Origin of the sequence: Legionella quateirensis (assembly GCF_001467955.1) — a bacterium.
Taxonomy (GTDB): domain Bacteria; phylum Pseudomonadota; class Gammaproteobacteria; order Legionellales; family Legionellaceae; genus Legionella; species Legionella quateirensis.
Window position 1 is genome coordinate 236,556 of the sequence record NZ_LNYR01000034.1, and the last position, 21,760, is coordinate 258,315.

Below are 21,760 nucleotides of genomic sequence, written 5' to 3' on the forward strand. Positions count from 1 at the left end.
TCAGCACCTTGTAATCGTATTTTTTTCTTGAGAGGAACCGCTGCCGATAACTAAGATGGCTTTATCAAAAACTCCATCTACGATGTAACGACAACCCTGGAGGCGATAATTGACCATGACGGACTCTGATTTTTTAAATAGCCCTCGACTTCTTAAAACCAGCAGCGCAGGCGCTTCACTTTGAGCCATGGTTCTTGGCATCTCAATAATTGTTTTGACACCATTGTTATAAACTCTAACTGGCTTAAATCGGGCATTGCCTTGAATTCGATAATTGAAGTTAAGGGAGCCAAGATATTCATTGGTTTCTGGTAAGGTATCTACTTTTCTTCTTTCAGCCTGAATGCGTTGTAGTAACTGCCATTTTGCTTTGGCTTCATCAGGATAAGTAAACGAAATGTAAGGCATAAATTCAGTTCTATCTGACTTTAATCTAAAGTGATATGTTCTTCTGTCTGTGGTGACTACCAAAGAAGAATCAAGCCCTACATCTTTAGGTTTTATTAACAGATGGATTTGTTGCATAGCCCCAGCTCCTGTGAGAGATGGTTCAACAACAAAGCGTGGGTCACCGACGTTCATGTCGTTAAACTGCTCACCTGGTTGAAGGGCAATATCACACACTTGTAAAGGGGCACAAACTACCCTGATTTGCCCTGAGCCATAAATAAAACTGACTGAACCATCGCTTGATGCAAAGGGTATACTTGTCTTTTCTCCTTGTTGTGTACGCTCTGCAATATCTAAACCTTGTTTTTCCTGAGTCGATAGCTTGGGTACGGTATCCGAAAAATAATGCTCGGCCAGAGTAGTGTTATCCAATGCAAAACTTGTGAGCGGTGTTAATAAACAAAATAGCTGCATTACTCTTTTCATTGCTGTTCTCCATGCTTTAATTCGTATGACCAGTTAAAATCACGCACATAAATCAGGTGGGGATTTTTCAAAATGGACTCACTGGTGGCATCATTGATTTCATTCTCCTGATACATTGTAATCATCGCTTTCATCATGCGAGGCTTTTCTTTAAGTGAGCCATCACGATTTCTCACTGTTTCAATCCAGTCGACTTGCCAGGTCTCATCCGATTCTTGAAGTACTGAGCGAATGTCTATGCTCACAATCTCAAAAGCTGCTCTTTCAAAGGGATTAGATTGTTGTTTGTCGCTGTAGAATTCTTGAACTTTGGCAAGGGCTGCATCATTGGCATTTAAATAGGAATACACTTGAAACACTGCCTTCTTTTGTAGTTCTACATCAAGGCTTACCATGCGTATGTTTTCAATAAAATGAGCAGCTGCAGCGCGATAATCATCGATGCTTGCCTCACCAACTCTATCAGCACGAGTAACCGATAAGGTATTGCCATTGGCATCTTGTTGAAACACCAAAGGGATAAATTTAGATTGGCTACCTATTGCGATGAGTCCACCAACTGCCGCCAATGCGATTAAAAGACTACTTAAACCAACCAACTGCCAAACTTGGAGTGATTTCATAAGTCCTGCGGTATGAACATTCCATGCTCGTCTCGCATTGAGATAAGGATTATTCGTTATACTTTGTTTCATGCTGCTTCTCCGTATTGATTCATGCGAATACCTTTTTCTAAAAGCCATTGAGAGACCCACGCATCCCCATGCTTAGACTCCAGTTGCTTCATTCTTGCTATGGAGTCAGGATCGGTAGCTCCAACAAACGCCAGGGCGTAAGGTCCTAATGCCAGTTGATAAAGACGTTGACCTTTTTCACTGACATAGTAGTAATCACGTTTAGGTTGAGCTGCTGCAATGATGTCAATCTGACGTGGATTTAAACCCATGCGCTCATAAATGAGGCGGGTTTCTGGATCTCTTGCATACAGATTTGGTAAAAAGATTTTGGTGGCGGTTGATTCAACAATAATATCCAGGATTCCAGAGTTGGCAGCATGTGATAAATGTTGGGTTGCCATAAACACCACACAATTTTTCTTAGCCATGGAATCAAGCCATTCAGCAATCTTGTTTTTAAACACTGGATGAGCCAGCATTAGCCATGCTTCATCAAGCAATATTAGGGTAGGGCGACCATCTAACGAGGTTTCAATACGCCTAAAGAGATAGAGCAACACAGGCAATGCAAATTTTTCACCTAGACCCATTAAATGTTCGATTTCAAAGGTCATAAAGGAAGACAAACCAAGCCCATCACTTTCTGCATCCAATAAATGCCCCATTAACCCATCTATGGTGTACTGTTTTAACGTTTCTCTAATAGGTTCATCCTGAATCGTCATAACAAATTCAGATAAGGTTTTAGAACCACTTTGGTGCATACTTAAAATGGCATGGCCGATTTCATTGCGTTGAGCTGGTGTGGTATTCAAACCATTCAAAGCTAAAATCGTATCAATCCACTCCATAGCCCAAGCTCTATCTGCTTTAGTTTCTAAGAACTGTAACGGTGCAAAGGCAAGACGAGAGTCTTTATCTGCAATGGTGAAATGCTCCCCACCTGTTGCCTTACAGGTTGGATACATAGACATGCCTTTATCAAAAGAATAAATACGTGCATCTTTATAACGACGCCAGGACAATGCCAACAAACCAAGATGAGTTGATTTACCAGAGCGTGTGGGGCCAAACATAATGCCATGCCCTAAATCTCTTACATGCAGGTTCAAACGAAATGGCGCATTGCCGCTGGTGACGCAGTGCATCAATGGTGGTGAATACGGAGGGAACAGTGGACAAGGCGCTTTATTTTCACCAGTCCAAATGCTGGATGTGGGTAACAAGTCCGCCAGATTCATGGTATTCATGAGAGGTCGTCTGATGTTTTCAACGCCATGGCCTGGCAGGCTGCCCATATAGGCATCCATGGTATTAATGGTTTCTGTTCGTGCGCTAAACCCTAACGCATTGATATTCTTTTCGATGAATAGGGCTGCTTTCTCAACGTTCGCTCTATCCTCGTCCATTAACACCACAATCGATGTATAGTAACCTTGGCCAACCATTCCTGAATTGGTTTCGGCAATCGCTGCTTGCGCATCATTAACCATGCCGAGCGCGTCTTCATCAACGACCCCCGAGTGGGTATTAAACATTTGGTCAAAAAAACCTCTGACTTTTTGTTTCCATTTTTTACGGAATTTAGTGAAATGAGCTACAGCTTCATGGGGATCCATGAATATGAAGCGAGAGTTCCAGCGATATTCCACAGGCAGTTGAGTCAACAGCGTTAAAATACCTGGGTAAGACTCCATGGGGAATCCTTCAATAGCAACACATTGAATGAACTTTCGACCAATTTTAGGTGTAATCCCCGGGGTTAATTCCTGACCGCCTATTAAAGCATCCAGATAAATTGGATTTTTAGGTAGATTCACAGGGTGATTAATCCCAGTGACACAATATTGGATGTGTCTTAAGAAGTTATCCTGAGTGACTTTATTGTGTTTGTTGATGAATAGTTCTGAGCCTAGCCTTTCAAGGTGAAGTGCCGCACTCATACGCGACTCAAAGTTCCTGCATGATTGCTTGAAGGTTTCAACCAGTTGATAGGTTTTCGCTTTATGGTTTAATTTTTCCCCTGAATCATCAAACATCAATTCAACAAAACGTTTTTGCGCCAATACAGGTGGATACCAGGTAAATGTGATAACAAAATAACCTTCATACAATGCCCCTATACTTTCAAAGTACTGCCGTCTTTCTTCATCAACAGCTTTTGATACCGGATCTGGAAAGTATGAAGCACTCTGCTCACTGTAACCTGGAGCAGCACGTCTTATGGCATCGACATGAATCATCCAGCCATTACCCAATGAGGACATTGCCTGATTGATTCGAAAAGCCATCATTTCACGGGCTTCATCTGTAGTGTTGGCTATGTCTTCACCTTGATACAACCAGGCTGCCATAAAAGAGCCATTTTTACCTACAATCACACCATCATCGACTACTGCTGCGTAATTCAGTAAATCAACCAGTCCTGCTGTATGACTTCGATGTCTTCTGACATGGTGTTTACCGCCTTTCATTTGAGTGGCGTGAAACAATGTACCTAACAACAAAAAACCAGTAATACTGATTAAAAAGGTAATGAATCCAATCATAGATAACCTCCTTTATTATTACGAAAAGGGGTAGAACGTGCTGGATAATAAGTCTGATAGCCTCTTTGTCTCAGATAGACTGCTCTCATATAAGGATCAGCTTTTGCCATGAGCCTTAGACCTTTTAAGGATAAAAACCAAAGGGCAAAGCCAAAAAGTGCGGCAAGCCAATCTTGAGCTGCGAATACTAAGATTGCTGAGAGTAAACCTGAAAACATAACCAGCTCGCGGTCACCACCCATGAAAAGGCTTGGGCGGTTACCACATCTGCGTATAGGAATGGTGCGTAGGCTCATGGCTGCAACTCCGTAGCACTCGTTAAAACTGAGGGTTTAGCAATTTCAGCTCCCTTGCCTGTAATCGCAGTCATGGTATTTTGTGCGGCAACCAGGAATGAAAGCACCAACACAATAAAGAGAAGGGTTCGCAAAAAACCATTCATTTCACCACCAAAAATCAGAGTGGCTCCTGCGCCAACTAAACCAATAATTGCAGCAGTAAAGGCAAATGGGCCGGTAATGGATTTTTGTATTTTGGTTAGATAAGAGTCAAAAGGTAAACCTCCACCTGCACTAGAAGCACATGCAGGATCTGTTATAAACAGAAGCAATAAAACAATCGCTCCCATCATCCATAGACTTCGATAATTTATATTGATTGCTTGGTTCATACCTATTCTCCTTAAATAAGTTGTTTAATGTTGTAATGACCGTTTTCATATCCTTTAACCGATATGATTTCTTCAACTCTGCGTCCTTGTGGAGTTCTTGCGATATGCACCACACAATGAACCGTCTCACCAATCAAAGGTTCAATTTCAGCAGGCGCTGCGGGGTTACGGGTAATGAGTGATTTCAAACGATGAAGCCCTGCGAGGCAGTTATTAGCATGCAAAGTGGCAGCACCGCCCTCATGACCTGTATTCCAGGCATCAAGTAAATCCAGCGCTTCACTGCCCCGCACTTCACCAACTAGGATTCGATCTGGTCTCATCCTTAAAGTGGTTTTCAAAAGCTGGGTCATATTGACATCAATGGTGGTGTGATATTGGACGCAGTTCTCAGCAGCACATTGAATTTCACCAGTATCTTCAATGATGAAGACACGCTCGGCTGGTGAGCTACAAACCATTTCATTGATAATGGCGTTCACTAAAGTAGTTTTACCAGAACCTGTGCCTCCAATGACGAGTATGTTTCGATGTGCAATAACAGCCTTCTTAATTACCGCACATTGTGCTTCTGTCATGATTTTTGATTTTACATAGTCATCTAGTGTAAAAACCGAAATGGCTTTTTTACGAATCGCAAATGTTGGTTTTGATACCACGGGTGGCAGCTGCCCTGCAAAACGTGAACCATCCAATGGCAGTTCACCCTCCAGTATTGGATTAAAACGTGTTACCTCTTTACCATGAAAGCCGGCAATAGTTTTAATGATGGATTCAGCACGCGCGTCATTGATACTACCTATACAACGCATGGTTTCTCCAAGCCTTTCCTGCCAAAGCTTGCCATCTGCATTGAGCATGATTTCAACGGTTTTAGGATCGCTTAGCGCTTGTTCAATCGTGTCACCCAAGTCACGCCTTAACTTTTCACGGGCACGGTCTTTAACTGTGATTCCTTGTTCTTCTTGTGCATTCATACGATATAATCCTCGATTACTGATGCTTTTAAGCTGACTTCAATCCGTTTTTGAATTTGCTAATTAAGCGATCAACGATGCTTTCTTTATTGGAGGAAGAGTCGCTAAACCATTGATCTTTTTGGCGTTCACGATAAATGCGTCTTTGAATTTCATCACGGTGAACAGGGATTGATTGAGGGGCATCGAAGGCTAGACGAACCTCACCATCTCGATAACCCACCACAGTGCAGTAAACTTCCTCACTGATAACAACTGATTCACCAACTTTTCTTGTTAAAACCAACATAATGCGTCTCCTTTAAGTTATTTAAATAAATAGGCCTTGCACTGCCTGATATTCTCTTCAACCACTTCTTTGCTGGCTGGTTTATATTTTTCTGATGTGACATAAAAAGCATTTCGCCTTTTGATATCACGACAAAATCTAATCATTTGCGGCAGGCTAGGAGGCATTTCGCAATGATCACGACAATCAATAATGACCTGATTCAAAATCTCATCACTGAATTGGCTTAAGCCCTCCAACCACTCTTTCTTGGCAAACTCCAAAAAACCATCACTCTTAAACTGACTGCGCCACAAATGTCCGTAGAACACTGCAAAGCGGGTAAACAAGTTTTCAATACACTTTTTTCTACTGTCGGTAGCATTGCAGGTTGATGACGTTTGATTGCTGGTATTCGTCTGTACCTGTGATTTCTTCATCTCCTGTTTCTGGGTTCCAGAATGGATCAATGGCTCCGCGCTTAGTATTTGTGCCGCACTTCTCATTCCTTTTCTCCTGGGTTAATTCAATTTTGATTTCATCTTCCCAGCATTTTTGAGATAACCAGTTGGCTGGAAACTTCCATGCTGGAACCCATTCTCCATGTGCTTCTTTTGCTGTACGGGCTTTGATTTGTTGATCAAGGGCATGCAACATGAATTGCAGCAAAGGTTCATCTGGATTGATTTGTTGAAAAATTTCAAAGGCACGTTCACGTGACTTTTTCTCGGGGTACATACACCAGAAATGGTCGAAGCGTTGTAATAAATAAATATAATTATTTTCTTTTATTAGAGGTGTGTCGGCTTTTAGGGATTTATCTGTGTCGGCTTTTACTTCAGTGTCCTCCGAAACCCTTGTATTTACAGGGATTACAGCGTGCGGTTTTGTGTCGGCTTGCTGTGTCGGGTTTGTGCCGGGTTTATTTTGGACACAATAGCTGATATCCGCTAAAAGACATTTTAAAATAAGATGTTTATCAAAAGACTGAATGACAATAAGTCCTGCGCGTTCAAGCCCTTTAATGACTCGACGAATTTGCTGACGGCTAGGACTTCCCGATTCTGTAATACCTTGATGGGGTTCAATATAAAGTGTCTCAGCCAGCGATTGATAACTAATACGTCGTTTAATCCCTACTATGAAAGTATTGCGATCCATGTAAGGTCGAATACCCCTTAAGTAGGTAATTTGCTGGATATATGAAAGCCCACAGAGCGCATCCAATTCATTGTCATTCACTGTAAAGTACATAAATAGTCCGTTATTCCTTAACTAAAAGTCTTAGCGCTCAATGAAACTTGTGATAACATTTTGAGAACTTAAGACAAAAAAAGCTCTTAATGAGCTTAACTACTCGAAACGAGCAGTTGTTAAATCTCAAAATAACACATATTGAGTTATAGTCAATATGTAAATGGATTAATTTATTAACCAAAAACCGTGGAATGGGTATGAACATCAAAGAGAAAATCGGCCAAAGAATCATGACTGAACGAAAAGCCAAAGGATTGACAAGAAAAGCATTGGCGGAGTTGACTAGTGAGTTGAAAATTTCACGTATTAATAATTATGAAAGAGGAGACCGTACCCCTGGTCCAACAGAAATTAAATTATTAGCTGATGCGCTGGAAGTTTCAGCCTCTTATTTAATGTGCTTAACTGATAACCGTGAAGGGAAGATGACAAAATCCCTTGGCATGGGTGCATTGATTCCTGTCTTGGATTATAAACAAGCAATTGATGCAGCTGCTTTCATACAGAAAATCAAAGATGATGTTGATACTAAAGTTGAGTTTATTCCTGTCGGCACAGCTGTCAGTGAAAACATTGGAAAAAATGCCTTTGCACTCCAGATTAAGGATGAAAGCATGGTTCCAGAGTTTCGGATTAATGATGTCATCATTGTAGATCCTGATACACTCCCTAAGCCTGGAGATTTTGTTGTGGCTTTGATTGAAGGGGAGCAGGAAGTGATCGTTCGTAAATATAAGCAATTATATGCCGGTAAAGAGATGCGGGAATTTGAATTGATTGCTATAAATGAAGACTGGGCTAATATTCGTGTTGGTTCCAACGAAATACAAGCCCAAATTATTGGTCATGGGGTTAGTTTGATTAGAGTGTTGAGAAATTAATTATCCACCCGATGAAAACATAAGTTTAATTAGCGACCAGCATTTTTTACCGCAGTTTCTATCCAGCCCTCAATGTTGTTAAAACCATCATCAATGACCCAGTCATAAGTTGGGTATATTTCAGAAAAGTACTTCTTACTGCCGTTTTCCTCTATGTACCAGTAATTAAAAGGATTGATACCCTTTGAACTCGTGCCCTTCTGAGGGTCTTTGACGTTATGAATATAAATACCGATCATTCCTTTTCCAAGCATGTGGCTTCTGTTTATTTCATGCCTTACCCAAGGTCGATTAAATGTATCCGAACCAATAAGCACTACAGTGACCGACGTCCCTTTGAGTTGCTTTTCAATCCAGTTTTCGATTGCTTTGTCGCTGCTTTTTTTTAGAGTTTCCCAATCGGCCTTATCCATGAAAGGCTGGGTGTCGTTTCCATTTCTAATGCGCCAAGAATTTCGGACTTGGGCAACTCGCCGAATATCATTTTCATAGTGGAAGCTAAAAAATACTTTCCTTGCCATATTTACTCCTTGCTTAATAAATTAAGAAAATCTATTACGATAGATATCAGTTCGTTTGGTTTTTCTATGGGCTTACCTAAAGCTTCGAATGCTTTCTTAATGTCATCTGATGAATTAGGAAAATAGTCGCCGAAACTAGTATTTATCTCTTCCCAGAGTTCTCGTGACATGAATTCACTGCCGCCAACAGGTACAAGCAACAAACCTAAATCTTTTGCTATTTCAAATTCTTTTCTTACGCCATCAGCATTGGCTACTTTCCCGTTAATAATCTTGTTTCCCATGATGAACAATGCTATACCTGCATGTCCAATGAGGTCTTTGCGATATTGCTTCCAAGTTGCTTCGCGTTCATCTTCATCAGCAATGAACTGAGGAAAGGGTCGCATGATAAGAAAGTCTTCAACGTGTCCAATGCCATTACGATATATTTCAGAAATTGCTCCTGAAATAATGGCATTGCCGATGCCAAGACCGACTCCAGTTGCAATTTTATAGCCTTGATCAATCATTGTAATACTCAATGTGCTGAGAGCTAATTCTGTATCCACTTGCGACCACTGACCAAAGTCACTTGCACTACCAGAAATGAATACGGTTTTTCGGCTAAATGCACGCTCAATGGCGTTGAGTATCTTAGGTATTTCTGAGTATTCTTCTACAAGCAAAGCCTTTATATTGAAACGACGTAAGTCACTAATAACTAACTGCTGTTTAGTATTAGCATGCTGGAATTCGGCATCAGAATCGTATTCTTTTGCATTGCAGGATTTAAAAATACAATAGTGCTGGCGTTGATTTTTTTTAAAGTAAATCCTAATCCGACTGAGGATGTAGTCTAAGTTTGGATCAGTAAAACTGAAACCTAGAAACAAAAATGTTTTGGATACCAAGTCGCCTGAAAGTGCATTCACGAAAGGCTCATAATCAATGGTGTATTTTTCGTAGTCATCTTTCGTTAGTACTGTTTGATCTGGATGTTCTATGTCACCATGCATTTTGTAGACTACAACATCTCGTCTTGGCTTTGTTGTGGCTAAGTGATTGTTTGTATATTTAGCGTCTACAATCTTTCCATTTTCTTTTAAGGCATCTTCAATCAAACGATCGTAGTTGGTTGTCCAATAAGTGCTTATTGGTAGTTTGGCTAAGATACGGTGGCTATCAGAGGGTTCTTTGTTAGAGGAGAGTTCATTAATCAGTTGTTGATTGATCCGGTGGCGACCATGTTCGTTATTATGAAATTGTGCAAGGCTGACTAAATCTTGTTCTTTATCAATATCTAATCCGAGCTCATCTACTAAGGGTCTCAGCAACTCTTTCCAGTTAACAAATCCTGCGGGCGCTGACAATCCGGCACCTGCAAATATTGCAGCATTGTCTGCTTCAATTTCCTTAAGGTATTGCTTTATGAACTGCTTAATGTCTCGATTCATCACTATTCCTCATCAAACTCAGAACTACTAAATCGCAGCACATTACAATTTTCTTTTATCGTGCGCTGAAGTGCTTCATCGAAACCATCTTTAGACATAGCTTGAATTTCTACGGATATTGACACTTCAACACCAAGCTTGGCAGTGAATTGCTGCACCACCTCGTCAACGATAGTGGCGAATTCCATTTTTGCTTTCACAGGGTCTAGCTCTATATTGCCGTAAAACTGTTTTTTTATTGCAGTTTGAATAGGCGGTGGAGTTGGTGAAGAACCAACTGGTACTGGTTGTGGCTGAACACAATTGGAGGTTCCTGACGCACCTGGAGTCAAAGGAGCCGTCGGCTCGCTGCCTGTAGAAGATATAGGCGTGGGTTTGGTACGCTCGCGATATTCAATGGCGGCTTCACGCTCAATCAGTAATGACGATTCGTCCAATGCTGGCATGGAGCCACAACCAAAAACAAAACCTAAATAACGGTCACCATCTTTACCCGAGGCAAAGCCAAAGTAATCTTCGCTCTCCAAGCCTGAGGTGATGGCATTTTTGAATACTTGATCATTGATCAGGCGAGGCATGTAAAGGTAATGGCAGCTGTCTTGCCATACTTTTAATGCGCTCACGTTTTTGACGTCATCTTTAAAATACCATTTCTGTAGAGTGTTACGCAGGTGAATAGGACTCCACTCGGAAGTCAACCATTCTTCTTCACGTAGGGTATTTTCAATCTCGGCGATCAGATTTTGTGTGGCAGGTGATACAGAAACAGCCTCCCATGTTAATTCTGGTTTACCTCTTATGAATTCTTCAACTGGGCAAATAATCCACTTATATGTTTCGCGTACAATTTGCTTTAAGCTTTGTTCCGCCACTTCTGTATTGCGTATAGCTTGTTTAGACAACGATACCGTTAAGTCCAGTTTTCCTTCTGTTACATCTGACACGATGCTTTTCCAAGCAAGGTAAGTTTTCCCTGCATCATTTAAACGACTGACAACATCATAATCTGCGGCAAAGAAAATAAGGCGGTTTTGTTTTTGTCGAGGCTGATCACCACGATTGCGAAGTATTTCTTCGGCGGCTTCGTAAGTTAGTCTTGCATCACCACGGCTATAGGCTGCACTGGGTGGTAACACAACTAAACGTGGACCAGTTGCATAGTCGTCTGGTATATCAATCGATGGCGTGAAGATATGGATCCCGCCAAAACAGTGATTACGGCCAAATATACGAGCGACACTCTCCTTTAATAAAGGGTGCAACTCTTGTTGCTGATTTATATTTTGTTTGCGACTTTCCATCTCACGACGCAGGTTTGGTCGTGTGTCCAAATAGTAACGCTCTTGTTCTGAGTATAAGTAGTGCAATCGGTCACGTAAGCGTTTTAGCACATCCTCAAACACGCCAATTGTTTGCCGAGGTTGGGCACAACCCAATAAGATGTGTTCTTGGTTAATTCCTTTAACACCCTGCGCTGCATTTGAAGGCGCGCTACCCAAAAAAATGGTTCGCATTGCACGACGTGCCGCTTGCACACTACCAAATCGCGTATCATGGCCATCAAGATCAGCAGGCTCTGACCGTGGTCCATCTACTTCTTTTTCCAGAACGGGTTCCCATCCTTGAGGCAGGTAGTGAATGCTCTTATTACGCACATTGCTGTCATCTAGGGGGATAGATCCAGGCATAATCAATGCATCTTTATTGTCTGAATTCCAAAGGCGATGGATGACAATCGCCATGTACTGTAAGACACCACGAGTGCGTTGGAACTTATCAAGCGTTGACCAATCCTCATATAAACGATCAAATACCTCAGGATGAATCGGATAAGATTGACAAAGACGTTCAAAGTAAACATTTGATTGTGTTTCTAGGGGAAATTTATCGCTGTGGGTGCGATAAAAATCTGAAAACTGACGGCTAATACCTTCGACTTCTAACCTCTCACCGGCTGATTCAAATAACCGTCTACGCACAATTTCAAAGGCCTCGGTGCTGGCAACGGGTTTCCAAATTGACTCAACACGGGCAAAGTATTTTTCTAAAGATTCTAGCGCGCGCTGACCCATTATACCACCTACTTCCAACTCGGATTCTGGCAAAGAAGCCAAAAGAATGGCGTTAGGTACGGCTTTCATAGCTTCAGTGAGCGCCTGAATAAATGAAATATTGCTATCGAAGGTACCGGCTTTAAATTGTTTACCCAATTCTAGCTGACGAACGAAAGCAACTAACTCGTCAATCAGAATAACGCAAGGCGCAGCTTTTTCAATCAACTGGCGCAATACCTCTTTTCCAGGGGAGGTTCCATCAACATCGCTTTGTGCAACCATGTCATAACCTTCTTCACCCAAAAGTTGCCATGCGAGCTCGCCCCACAAGGTATTCACTTCAAATATCTTGTTTTCTGCGACATGTTGTTGTGGCTGGCTAGGTGATAGTTTGATACCATCGATCACAGCAACATTGGCGTAGGGTAAATCATGAATGCCCGCTTCATCTAATAGTGATGAAATGCCTTCCAGTTTATCGGTGCTCACCTGGCGTGACGCCAAATGTAAAACTGCCAACATAGTATGCGTTTTACCACCACCAAAAGCAGTTTGTAGCTGAATGACCGGGTCGCCGCCTTGGCCCACTAGGCGCTGGGCCACCGAAATTAATAATAAACGCATACCTTCGGTAATAAAGGTACGGGAGAAGAATTTCTCAGCATCTTGGTATTCATTAGTAGCGGTACCAGAAGCCACTTGAGAAATATCTGCTGCAAACTCAGACTGCTTAAAAGTGCCTTCTAATACGTCTTTGTGAGGCCGGGCAATTTCACGCCATGGTTTTAAACTCATTCTTTTTTCCCCTAAAAATCTAAATCAAGTCCAAGCTGAGTCCCACGATGGCCAACTACGTGTGAAGCAGCAATAATGGCATGCCAGGAGCCAATCAGTTCGTTATAGGCTCGGGCTTCTTCTGCCCACTTTTTTCGTTCGCACAACGTATATAAGTGATAAGCCAATTGGCGTATTTGCTCACCTTTCTCTGGCATACGTGCAAGTAAAGCACCAGCCTTTTCTTCCCCGTGTTGATTCATTTCGCGAATTATATGGTGACAAGCTTCCCATATAGGTATTCGGTTATCTGTTTTAGGGTTCCAGTCAGTAGGGTATTCGTTCCATTTTAATAATCTTACTTTTCCAGAACCCGACTCAATCACACCTGAAGCATTTACACCAGGTAGGGAAGTGCCTTTTGCTTGCGCAAGTATATCTGCATCACCAAAATTACCTGTATCCCAACCTACACTACTAAACCAGTCAATACAAAAGCCTGTATCAGCATCCTCTGAACCAACACCACCTAAAATTTCATCTTTGGTCTTATTAATGATTTTGAGTGCATCATGCACACTCATTGATGTGCCATCTTGATTTAGAACAGCTTCATATTTTGAATAGATAGCCATGCCAGGCCCAATTGCAGATTGCGCCATATCCACTGGCTTAACAACAGACTGACCAAGAGTCCCTCCCATCATGGCATCTAATGCTTCTGGTAATTCAGAACGAAGCTCTCGCTGGAATTCACGTCGAGAAATTGTTCCAGAGCTCGTTTCTCGACGATGACAAACTAGAACAATCGATGAAGCCAACGCGTTCCAATTTTTTTTCAGATTTCCAGTTAACTCAGTTCGAACTGGCCATGTGCCTGAAATAACAAAACCTGCACGAATCACTGATTCCAAAAATGTTTCCCAACCCGTGGAAGATGTACCGGATTCATTTGTTTCGGATGAGCGGAATGCGTAATAAATGGTTACTGGAAACGCAGGATGAGAATTGACAGCAATTCGATGCATGACATCTGTCATACCTTTCATGAAAAATTTCTCAGCGTTTTCTCGCCCTCCATGACGTTTTTGGTCAGCGACCAGTTCCTCGTGTTTAGGCACTAACATCGTAGAGTAAGTATCAGGTAGAAAAGTTTTTAAACTACGACGAAGCCAGACATAGAAAAAGTCTGAGAGATCTGCATAGGGTATATTATCGTAATATGGTGGATCTGTAGAAATTACTTGATTCTTGTAATCAGCAGACTGTGCATCTTTTTGAAATGCAACACCTTTTTTACCTTCTGCGGGGAGCGTCGCAATTGAGTCTGCTAAGTATTCAATTTGTCCGTAAAAATTTCCAGATGAATTGCTAAAAGGATTCCCTTCTGCTGTATCCCAAATCATGGGTAAAGCGTGTCGAGCAAAAACTTGTTGTATCTTTTCAGCACTGTTTTCCCAGAAAGTATTTGTTGACTGACGGTTAGCCAATCGGCTAATTCCTATACCGAGGTAAATACATATCGCATCAGCATAGGCAGTTGCACCGTATCCCCCTTCATTTAGTGTGGTTTTGTCATCTTCAATGCCTGCTTTTAATGCATCAGCATATATTAGCTCATGCATTTCAATAAGCTTTTCAGCAAATGTATTCAGCGCTAACGTCTGACGATCCATAAATAGGTCAGCCACAAGTGAAGGGCCATAATTGATCACACTCATGTACTGTGGGTGAGTAGCTAGAGGAAAATCTGGCCGCCAGTTAGGTTTGGCAGACAAACCTAACTGTTCTTGTTCTGGCGTAGCCTCAGCATAAATCCTACCTTTTTTTCCTTCAGCCACTATGCCCAATAACTTCCAACCCATACGACCAGCTTTTCCTTCAGCTTTGACGTAATTTGCTGGAATTGGGCTGCCAGTTAAGATACAGGTAAAGTTGGCTCCTCTCGCTGATTTTGTGCCGGAGTTTATTTCTTCTGGTTTTTCAGGAATTCCTCGGTGAAGTTCAAATTTATACTCAAGGCCATCAATCATGGGCTTGATATACACTTCCTTTCCTTTTTTCTTACACAGCCAGAAAGTTGATACCAATGGGACATGTTTTCCGTGTGCTGCTGGGTTGGGGCTAGCAACTGTTCTTCCCCAAAGCCATGCTATAATCGTTGCATCTTCTCCACCAAAGCTTTCATGTACTTTTAATTTCGGATAATAATCTCCAATTGCCTCAAAGGCTTTATCTGATAAAACTTTTGCATAGCGTCTCACATCTTCAGCAAGACCAGTTGCTAGTTTCCAATTTTGAATTATTTTTTTTTGATTCTCTAATTCTGGACCTATGGGGGGTTGATTTGCAAAACGTGGTGGAATCTCAATCATTGCTTTATTGATTGTGACAGCTACTGGGTTTAAATCTGTAGAAATGGGTTTAAGGCCAAGACGCTGTGCTTCAACAGGTATTGTGCCACCTCCTGCAAACGGATCATGAAATTCTGGCAAAACATCTGGATCAAAACCGAATTTACCATCGTTAAGTTCACAGGTTTCTTTCCAACTTTTGATGATTTCTTGGCGTGCACGATCCAGTAGCTTTTCATTATTGAGATTTTCCCATTTCACCATTTCGCGGATAATTTCGAATAATTTTTCACGTTCTGCATCTGCTTGTTTTTTAGTTTTACCCTTATACCAGCCTCGGTCACCTCCTGGATCGTTTACCAACTGTGCAAATAAAATTGCGCGAGCAGTAGCTAGAGGACGACGAGCCCACCACAAATGCAAGGTTGATGGATGGCCTTTTCGAATCGATTTTTCACGAGTTGCGTGCATGTTAATATCATCAAGTGGTAATGCTACCTCAATCAATTTTTTGGGAATTTTTATATTGCTCATTTATCTGCCTTAAATAGTTTGCTCAGGCGCAATTGCTTTCGACAGTAGGTCACTGAGATCATAATTAATACTAGCTACACCAAAGTCTGGTTCGATGGTAAAAGGCGTTTTTACATAAAACGGCCCTTCGAATTCTTCTCCATCGACAATGACTATGGCGAGCATAAATTTGTCTGCTTGGTTTAGACCGTAAATTATTTCATTACGGCTTACAGTGATAGTGTTTTGGCCTTTGGCTCGTCCTTTCACTTCAATATGTCTATCCGGTCTGATTGAACCGTCTGCATTAGTGGGTGGGCGCGAGGTAATATCCCAACCACATTTTTCTGTACCTACATCGTTTACCTCAAATCCAAAACTGCGCTCGATATTAATCACGGCATTCATTGCGATATTCTCTACTCGCGAGCGGAATTCAGCATCAACACTAAATTGCGTTTCACCCTTCCGATGAGCTAGCAAGCCTTTAGGGATGACCAATGCTCCCCCCATCACCACTGGGGTGCTGGATACCACATTTTTCAGTGCACCCAGTTCAGCTTTACGCTGCTCTAATCGAGCGGTGAGTTCATCTACTCGACGACGCGCCATTTCGGGTTGCATGCGTGGCTGTTTTCCAGCATTTACATCGTCTTGCAGTTTAATATAACGGTCAGACCAATAGTTGATCTCTTTTACCAGTCTCTCATTTACTGCTGCGAGGGTTTTATTGGCCTGGCGTTCGCGACGTTCTTTAACTTCACTGTAATGCTCTGGTACTAACTTATGTGAGGCGTACTTTAGTGCCAATTCTTCTAAGCTGTTGTTAAGCCAGTTAGCATTCAGAATGTCACCAACTATCTTATGGTCGTAGTCGTCGATGGGCTGTAGATCTAAGTGAGGTGCCCAGCCTGCATTAATGGCATTACCTTTCTCATCAATTTCGATGAACTGTAATCGCCGCGACGCAATATTGGCTGAGTTATCGCCCTCCCTTACAGTATGATTCACCATAAAAAGCACTTTGGGATCCAGGCCATCATCGTTTGGATCAACCAGTACTGCGCCTTGTTTGAGTTTGGGGCGATGGGCCTCTAAAATTAAATCGGTTACAGCATGCATCAATGGGTGCATTGGGTGAATCATGTCAGCCATGGGCTTGCCCTGCTGGCGAACATGGTTCTTTTCAAAGCAGATGCGTTCGTACTTGCGTAAAACAGGTGTTCTTGTTTCACCGATGATGCGATCACGTTCGCGAATGGCAGCGGGAACATGACGTATTTCAAAGCGGCCTGGCTCACGATTGCGCATCTCTCCGCCCAAGGTTTGAAAGGTTTCAGTGAAAAAAGCGCGGATAAAGTATGGCTGGAGTTTACGTGCTTCTGCTTTTTCCATTTCTGCTTTTACCGCATAGAGCTCTTCGAGTCCCATATGCTGCTCAACCAAAGCGTTACGACGAAGGATTTCTTTTAGGTGTTCGGCATCAAGCGCAGAGTCGATCACTTCATTCATCTTGGCTCTAGTTTCTGGTGCTTCGCCATATCGAATGGCATCAACAAGTAAATCTTTTAATGAGACATTGTCAAAGGCCTCACCAAGCACGTCGAAAACTTTTCCTCCTAATGCCTCTTTTTCTATTTCTATTTTGTCAAAGAGCTTTTTGAATACCTCGCCTTCACGAGTTTCTGAAGCAACAATGTTCCAGAGGTGGCAAACTTCTGTTTGACCAATACGGTGGATACGACCAAAGCGCTGTTCAAGGCGATTGGGATTCCAAGGCAGGTCGTAATTGACCATGAGATTGGCGTTTTGCAGGTTAACACCTTCGCCCGCAGCATCGGTGGCGATGAGTATAATTACTTCGGGGTCGTTGCGGAATTCTTCCTGCACTTTGCGACGCTCATCTCGGTTGGTGCCGCCATAAATGGTGCGAACAGCATTCTCGTTACCGAGCAAGTCGCTAACACGCTTGGCCAGGTAATTCAGAGTGTCTTTATGTTCAGTAAAGATTATAAGTTTGCGACGAGCACCGCTGGTTGTGAGCATTTCTGGTTTGTCTTGTAAAAGGTAAGAGAGTTCTTCCCACTTTTTATCGTTACCTGATTGGACGACTTTGAGCGCTTGGTCCTCAAGATCTTTTAGAATAAGTATTTCGGCTTCTAGTTCAGGGATGGTTTCTGATGCAGAAGCTTGGTCTACCACTTGCTCTGAAAGAATCTCATATTCTTCTGCACTTAAATCTTCATCTATTTCATCAAAATTATCAGGTAAATCAATTTGTTTTTTCAGGTTGTACTCACCCAATGTTTCGGCAACACTATCCTTTTTAACTGCCTGTCCTCGGGCCATTAGCTTGGTTTCTTCTAAGCGATCTTCCAAACGTTTACGGCGACGTTTCAGCGATTGGTAAATTGCTTCTGGGCTGGATGCGAGCCTTCGTTGCAACATGGTTAATGCAAAACCGACATTATTTTTCTTTTTACTATCGAGGTTGTCAGCACGGTTCATCTCTTCACGAACATAAGTGGTGACCTGTTCGTAAAGTGACGCCTCCATAGGGGAGAGTTCATAGTTGGCGGTATAGGCTCTACGCTCCGGGAAAAGTGGTGTACCGTCAAATTTAAGCAATTCTTCTTTAACCATGCGGCGCATCATATCTGATACGTCAACCTTGTGCGCACCTTCTCGGAATTTGCCATAGAAGCGGTCGCCATCTAGTAAGGACAGCCAAGTTTGGAAATCCTCTTCTTTACCATTGTGCGGGGTTGCTGTCATCAACAAGAAATGGCGGGTAATTGAGCCGAGCATTTCACCTAGTTGAAAACGTTTGGTCTTGTTGATCTTTGAGCCGAAATAACTAGCCGACAGTTTATGTGCCTCATCAACGATGATTATGTCCCATTCAGTGTTTTTAAGCTTTTCTTGGAATTCTTCGTTTCGAGACAATTGATCCAAACGACAGATAAGTTGGTCGGCTTCATCAAAGTAATTGCCTGAAGCGCATTGCTCTTGTTTTTCCCTGCTGAAAATATCAAAGGTGACACCAAACTTTTCTAATAATTCATCTTGCCACTGTTCGGTTAGAGAGCCAGGTGAAACGATGAGTATGCGTTTGGCATCGCCACGCATGATGAGCTCACGAATTAACAGGCCTGCCATAATTGTTTTACCGGAACCTGGATCATCTGCCAGCACAAATCGTAGCGGTTGTTTTGGAAGCATGGCCTCGTAAACAGCGGATATTTGATGTGGCAGTGGCTCCACGTTTGATGTATGCACTGCCATCATAGGGTCAAACAAGGCTGCTTGGCTAATTCGGTAAGCTTCAAGTCCAAGCTTGAATTCCGCTCCAGGGGCGTCAAATGCCCATGGCCGGCCAATAGTGGCAAGTTCAAGGCGAGCCTCATCCGAACGAAACAGCATTTGCTCACCGAGATTGCCTTGGCTGTCTTTATAATAGACCGTGATAGCTGCATCACCGATTGGCTCTACCTGTACTACGCGCACAATCTCTTCTGCTTGGATGCCGCGAACCTGGGCGTCTTTTTTAATATCTTCTAATTTTAACATATATCAGATTCTTGCTTTGATCCTTTCTTAATCCAACTATCAACCTCATTAATTTTGAATTTCCAGAGGCGACCGATCTTACTGGCAGGCATGCCTCTTTCATTAATCCATTTGTAGACCGTATCTCTTTTAACTCCGAGGTACTCGCCAATTTCATCAACTGATAACCACCTATCATTCATTGCTTTTCTCTTATGATTATTTTTGCAATATAAAACAAGTATAGCCAATGAAAATTAGATTACATTAGGCTAAAGAGGTATAAAACCGGTTTATATTAATGAATTTATTTTGATCAATCAATTTTAAAGCATGATAATAGCCAGAGTGTACTAATTTTGATTTATTTGGTAGGTGCATCTGTTCTTTTAAGTCTCAAAAATCATAAAACAGATCTGGTATGACAGAAATTAAAAGCGTTAATGACTAATTAGCATAGTGAAATAATGAAATAGGTTGTGTGCTTTCGATGTTCCTAAGAACTCTTTTCCAGCCAATACCTGGCTGAGCAATAAGGGGCTGGCTTCAAGTATTTGAGCTAGCCCGTTGCAGTCTAATTTACTGTAAGACAGGATATAATCAATCAAATATTTCTGAGTATCTTTTTTTAATTGAAACTTAACTTCAATAACAGGCTCTGAAACCTCGATAAAACTTTCCATGTACATCCTCGCTTTCATATTATTACGGCATAGTCCAGTCGAAAAACAGTAAACCATAGCCACAATATCGATAAAATTAGTTTTTTTACATGGAAAAGATCAAAGGTAAAATGCAATTTTGAGCAATTTATTGACTTTTGACACTTATCTCAAGCAGTTGTTATAACCTCCGAGAGTTCTGAATCGTTTGTTTGCTCGATAACAGGTTTGATTCGCTTCGCGATCAAGTAAAGGAAAACAGCACCTAATATTGCCCACATACCCAGCTGGTTAAATACATGCAAGTAATCACTATTAGATAGTAATGGGTTTGTGGATTCACTTTGGGTCATAGCATTGGAAAAGTAATGTGATAAAGATGCTGATACACCTGATACCATCATCCAGGTGCCCATAAGCACTCCCTGTAGATGTGGAGGGGAAATTTTGCCAATCATGGCGTAGCCAACTGGGCCTATCAGTAACTCTGCAAATGCTTGTGTGGTGAAATAGAGCATTATCCAATAAACACTAACATATCCATGCTCATTAGCAGAGACGATACCGCTGGATAGGCATAAGAAAGAACATGCCAATATCAGAAATGCCCAAATAAATTGTTTGGTTATTGATATATTGTGCCCTTTTACTTGTAGCCGTGTTAGCACGGTGGATAACAACGGAGCGCCGATAATGATCACCATGGCATTTATATTCATAAGCCATTGGGTCGCTATTTCATAATGGAATAAATGTTTATCAACATTGTTTTTTATAAATAATGTTATGCCCATTGGGCCTGTGAAGTAGATCATCCAGAATAAGATGGATGTTACTGTCAGTATTAGAAAAGTCATTATCTTTTGCTTATCCAAAGTCGATTTTTGATGGTAGCCAAGATACAAAATGACAAAAAACATAATAACGCTAAGGCCTACTACTACTCCATTACTGAACTGAGTTTTATGAAAACAAAGCAGAGTGAATGGAATAAGAGATAATATAATTCCCCAGCCAATAGATTTTTTGAAGTTTAGTGAAGCTTTGTTTTTAACTTTGAGCAATGAAGTATCTCTATCATTCAAATTTGCCCAGTAACCCCACATGAGCAAAAGCGTAATGACGTTTGGAATTATGCTGGCATAGAGGAGAGTTTGATATTGATTGGAGTAATCAAAAAAGCCGCTGATGATGTAGCCAGAGCAAAAGCCTATATTCATGTAGGAATAACTCAAGAAAAAGGCTTTGTCTCTGCGATTATCATCAGGTGCAAACCGTTGTGTCAGAATACTGTTGTAAGCGGTAGTATTTAAACCACATCCAACCAGAAATAAACTCAATCCAAGATAAAGCAAAGACTTAACTAAAAGTGCCAAAAGCAAAATTCCAATCGTTTGTATGGCTGTGGTAATCAAAAATAAGGCTCTGTTACTTAGATATCGTCCGCCAACCACTCCTCCAAGCAAATGGAGAACATAATTAAATGCTAGAAACAATCCAACAATGCTGTTTGAAAGGGTATTAGACAATCCTAATTGTTTAGTGAGAAACAGGGATAATGAGGAATATAGAATTGCATAGGAGAAGGTTGAGAAAGCCTGTATTAAATACAGAGGTATGATTCCCTTTGGCATTTTATCTGATAACAACATATTTTTTCCCTAAAACTATTTTGGAAGGTGACTCTACCATTAAAAATGGCTAAACTTAATCCCTTTCTACAATTATCCTGATTTTCAAGG

General features: G+C 41.6%; 18 protein-coding genes. 1 reads left to right on the plus strand and 17 read right to left on the minus strand.

Going from position 1 to position 21,760, the window contains the following annotated elements; translation table 11 throughout:
* The 9 genes from trbG to Lqua_RS12430 are packed head-to-tail and all read right to left on the minus strand — an operon-like array spanning position 1 to position 7,271.
* Entirely contained in the window at positions 1–876 is an 876-nt protein-coding gene (gene trbG / locus Lqua_RS12390; RefSeq protein ID WP_058474599.1) for a P-type conjugative transfer protein TrbG, read from the minus strand.
* Positions 873–1,571 (minus strand): conjugal transfer protein TrbF, encoded by a 699-nt coding sequence (locus Lqua_RS12395; protein WP_058474600.1) that lies wholly within the window; start codon positions 1,569–1,571, stop codon positions 873–875. The genes trbG and Lqua_RS12395 overlap by 4 nt, the downstream gene beginning before the upstream one ends.
* Complete coding sequence (locus Lqua_RS12400) at positions 1,568–4,102, minus strand: VirB4 family type IV secretion/conjugal transfer ATPase (protein WP_058474601.1); 2,535 nt, start codon at positions 4,100–4,102, stop codon at positions 1,568–1,570. Before Lqua_RS12400 ends, Lqua_RS12395 begins: the two co-directional genes overlap by 4 nt.
* The gene (locus Lqua_RS12405; protein ID WP_058474602.1) at positions 4,099–4,398 is read right to left on the minus strand and encodes a conjugal transfer protein TrbD; all 300 of its coding nucleotides are present in this window, start codon (positions 4,396–4,398) and stop codon (positions 4,099–4,101) included. Before Lqua_RS12405 ends, Lqua_RS12400 begins: the two co-directional genes overlap by 4 nt.
* Positions 4,395–4,772 (minus strand): TrbC/VirB2 family protein, encoded by a 378-nt coding sequence (locus tag Lqua_RS12410; protein WP_058474603.1) that lies wholly within the window; start codon positions 4,770–4,772, stop codon positions 4,395–4,397. The genes Lqua_RS12405 and Lqua_RS12410 overlap by 4 nt, the downstream gene beginning before the upstream one ends.
* An 11-nt stretch (positions 4,773–4,783) precedes the next feature.
* Entirely contained in the window at positions 4,784–5,749 is a 966-nt protein-coding gene (trbB, locus tag Lqua_RS12415; RefSeq protein ID WP_058474604.1) for a P-type conjugative transfer ATPase TrbB, read from the minus strand.
* Between the two features lie 28 nt (positions 5,750–5,777).
* Positions 5,778–6,038 carry a carbon storage regulator CsrA gene (gene csrA, locus Lqua_RS12420; RefSeq protein ID WP_027265149.1) on the minus strand — a complete coding sequence of 87 codons (261 nt, stop codon included), beginning with the start codon at positions 6,036–6,038 and terminating at the stop codon, positions 5,778–5,780.
* A gap of 17 nt (positions 6,039–6,055) precedes the next feature.
* Positions 6,056–6,367, minus strand: coding sequence for a hypothetical protein (locus Lqua_RS12425; protein WP_058474605.1), 312 nt, complete (start codon positions 6,365–6,367; stop codon positions 6,056–6,058).
* 19 nt (positions 6,368–6,386) lie between these two features.
* On the minus strand, positions 6,387–7,271 hold the full coding sequence (locus tag Lqua_RS12430; RefSeq protein WP_058474606.1) for a hypothetical protein: 885 nt from the start codon (positions 7,269–7,271) through the stop codon (positions 6,387–6,389).
* Positions 7,272–7,471: 200 nt separating this feature from the next.
* Between Lqua_RS12430 and Lqua_RS12435 the strand changes: the two genes are divergently transcribed.
* Positions 7,472–8,155 carry a helix-turn-helix domain-containing protein gene (locus tag Lqua_RS12435; protein WP_058474738.1) on the plus strand — a complete coding sequence of 228 codons (684 nt, stop codon included), beginning with the start codon at positions 7,472–7,474 and terminating at the stop codon, positions 8,153–8,155.
* Positions 8,156–8,184: 29 nt separating this feature from the next.
* Here the strand turns inward: Lqua_RS12435 and Lqua_RS12440 are convergent, their stop codons facing one another.
* The 8 genes from Lqua_RS12440 to Lqua_RS12475 form a co-directional block, all read right to left on the minus strand.
* Positions 8,185–8,676: a TIR domain-containing protein gene (locus Lqua_RS12440; protein ID WP_058474607.1), complete on the minus strand. Its 492-nt coding sequence runs from the start codon at positions 8,674–8,676 to the stop codon at positions 8,185–8,187.
* Positions 8,677–8,678: 2 nt separating this feature from the next.
* The gene (locus Lqua_RS12445) at positions 8,679–10,112 is read right to left on the minus strand and encodes an SIR2 family protein (protein WP_058474608.1); all 1,434 of its coding nucleotides are present in this window, start codon (positions 10,110–10,112) and stop codon (positions 8,679–8,681) included.
* Positions 10,113–10,114: 2 nt separating this feature from the next.
* The gene (locus tag Lqua_RS12450) at positions 10,115–12,961 is read right to left on the minus strand and encodes an ATP-binding protein (RefSeq protein WP_058474609.1); all 2,847 of its coding nucleotides are present in this window, start codon (positions 12,959–12,961) and stop codon (positions 10,115–10,117) included.
* Between the two features lie 11 nt (positions 12,962–12,972).
* A complete protein-coding gene (locus Lqua_RS12455; RefSeq protein ID WP_058474610.1) occupies positions 12,973–15,828 on the minus strand; it encodes a DUF1156 domain-containing protein in 2,856 nt (951 codons plus the stop codon).
* 9 nt (positions 15,829–15,837) lie between these two features.
* Positions 15,838–19,377, minus strand: coding sequence for a helicase-related protein (locus Lqua_RS12460; protein ID WP_058474611.1), 3,540 nt, complete (start codon positions 19,375–19,377; stop codon positions 15,838–15,840).
* Positions 19,371–19,559 carry a helix-turn-helix domain-containing protein gene (locus Lqua_RS12465; protein ID WP_058450414.1) on the minus strand — a complete coding sequence of 63 codons (189 nt, stop codon included), beginning with the start codon at positions 19,557–19,559 and terminating at the stop codon, positions 19,371–19,373. Before Lqua_RS12465 ends, Lqua_RS12460 begins: the two co-directional genes overlap by 7 nt.
* Positions 19,560–19,796: 237 nt before the next feature.
* Positions 19,797–20,039 (minus strand): hypothetical protein, encoded by a 243-nt coding sequence (locus Lqua_RS12470; RefSeq protein ID WP_058474612.1) that lies wholly within the window; start codon positions 20,037–20,039, stop codon positions 19,797–19,799.
* A gap of 149 nt (positions 20,040–20,188) precedes the next feature.
* Positions 20,189–21,670 (minus strand): peptide MFS transporter, encoded by a 1,482-nt coding sequence (locus Lqua_RS12475; RefSeq protein ID WP_058474613.1) that lies wholly within the window; start codon positions 21,668–21,670, stop codon positions 20,189–20,191.
* Positions 21,671–21,760: the final 90 nt, after the last annotated feature.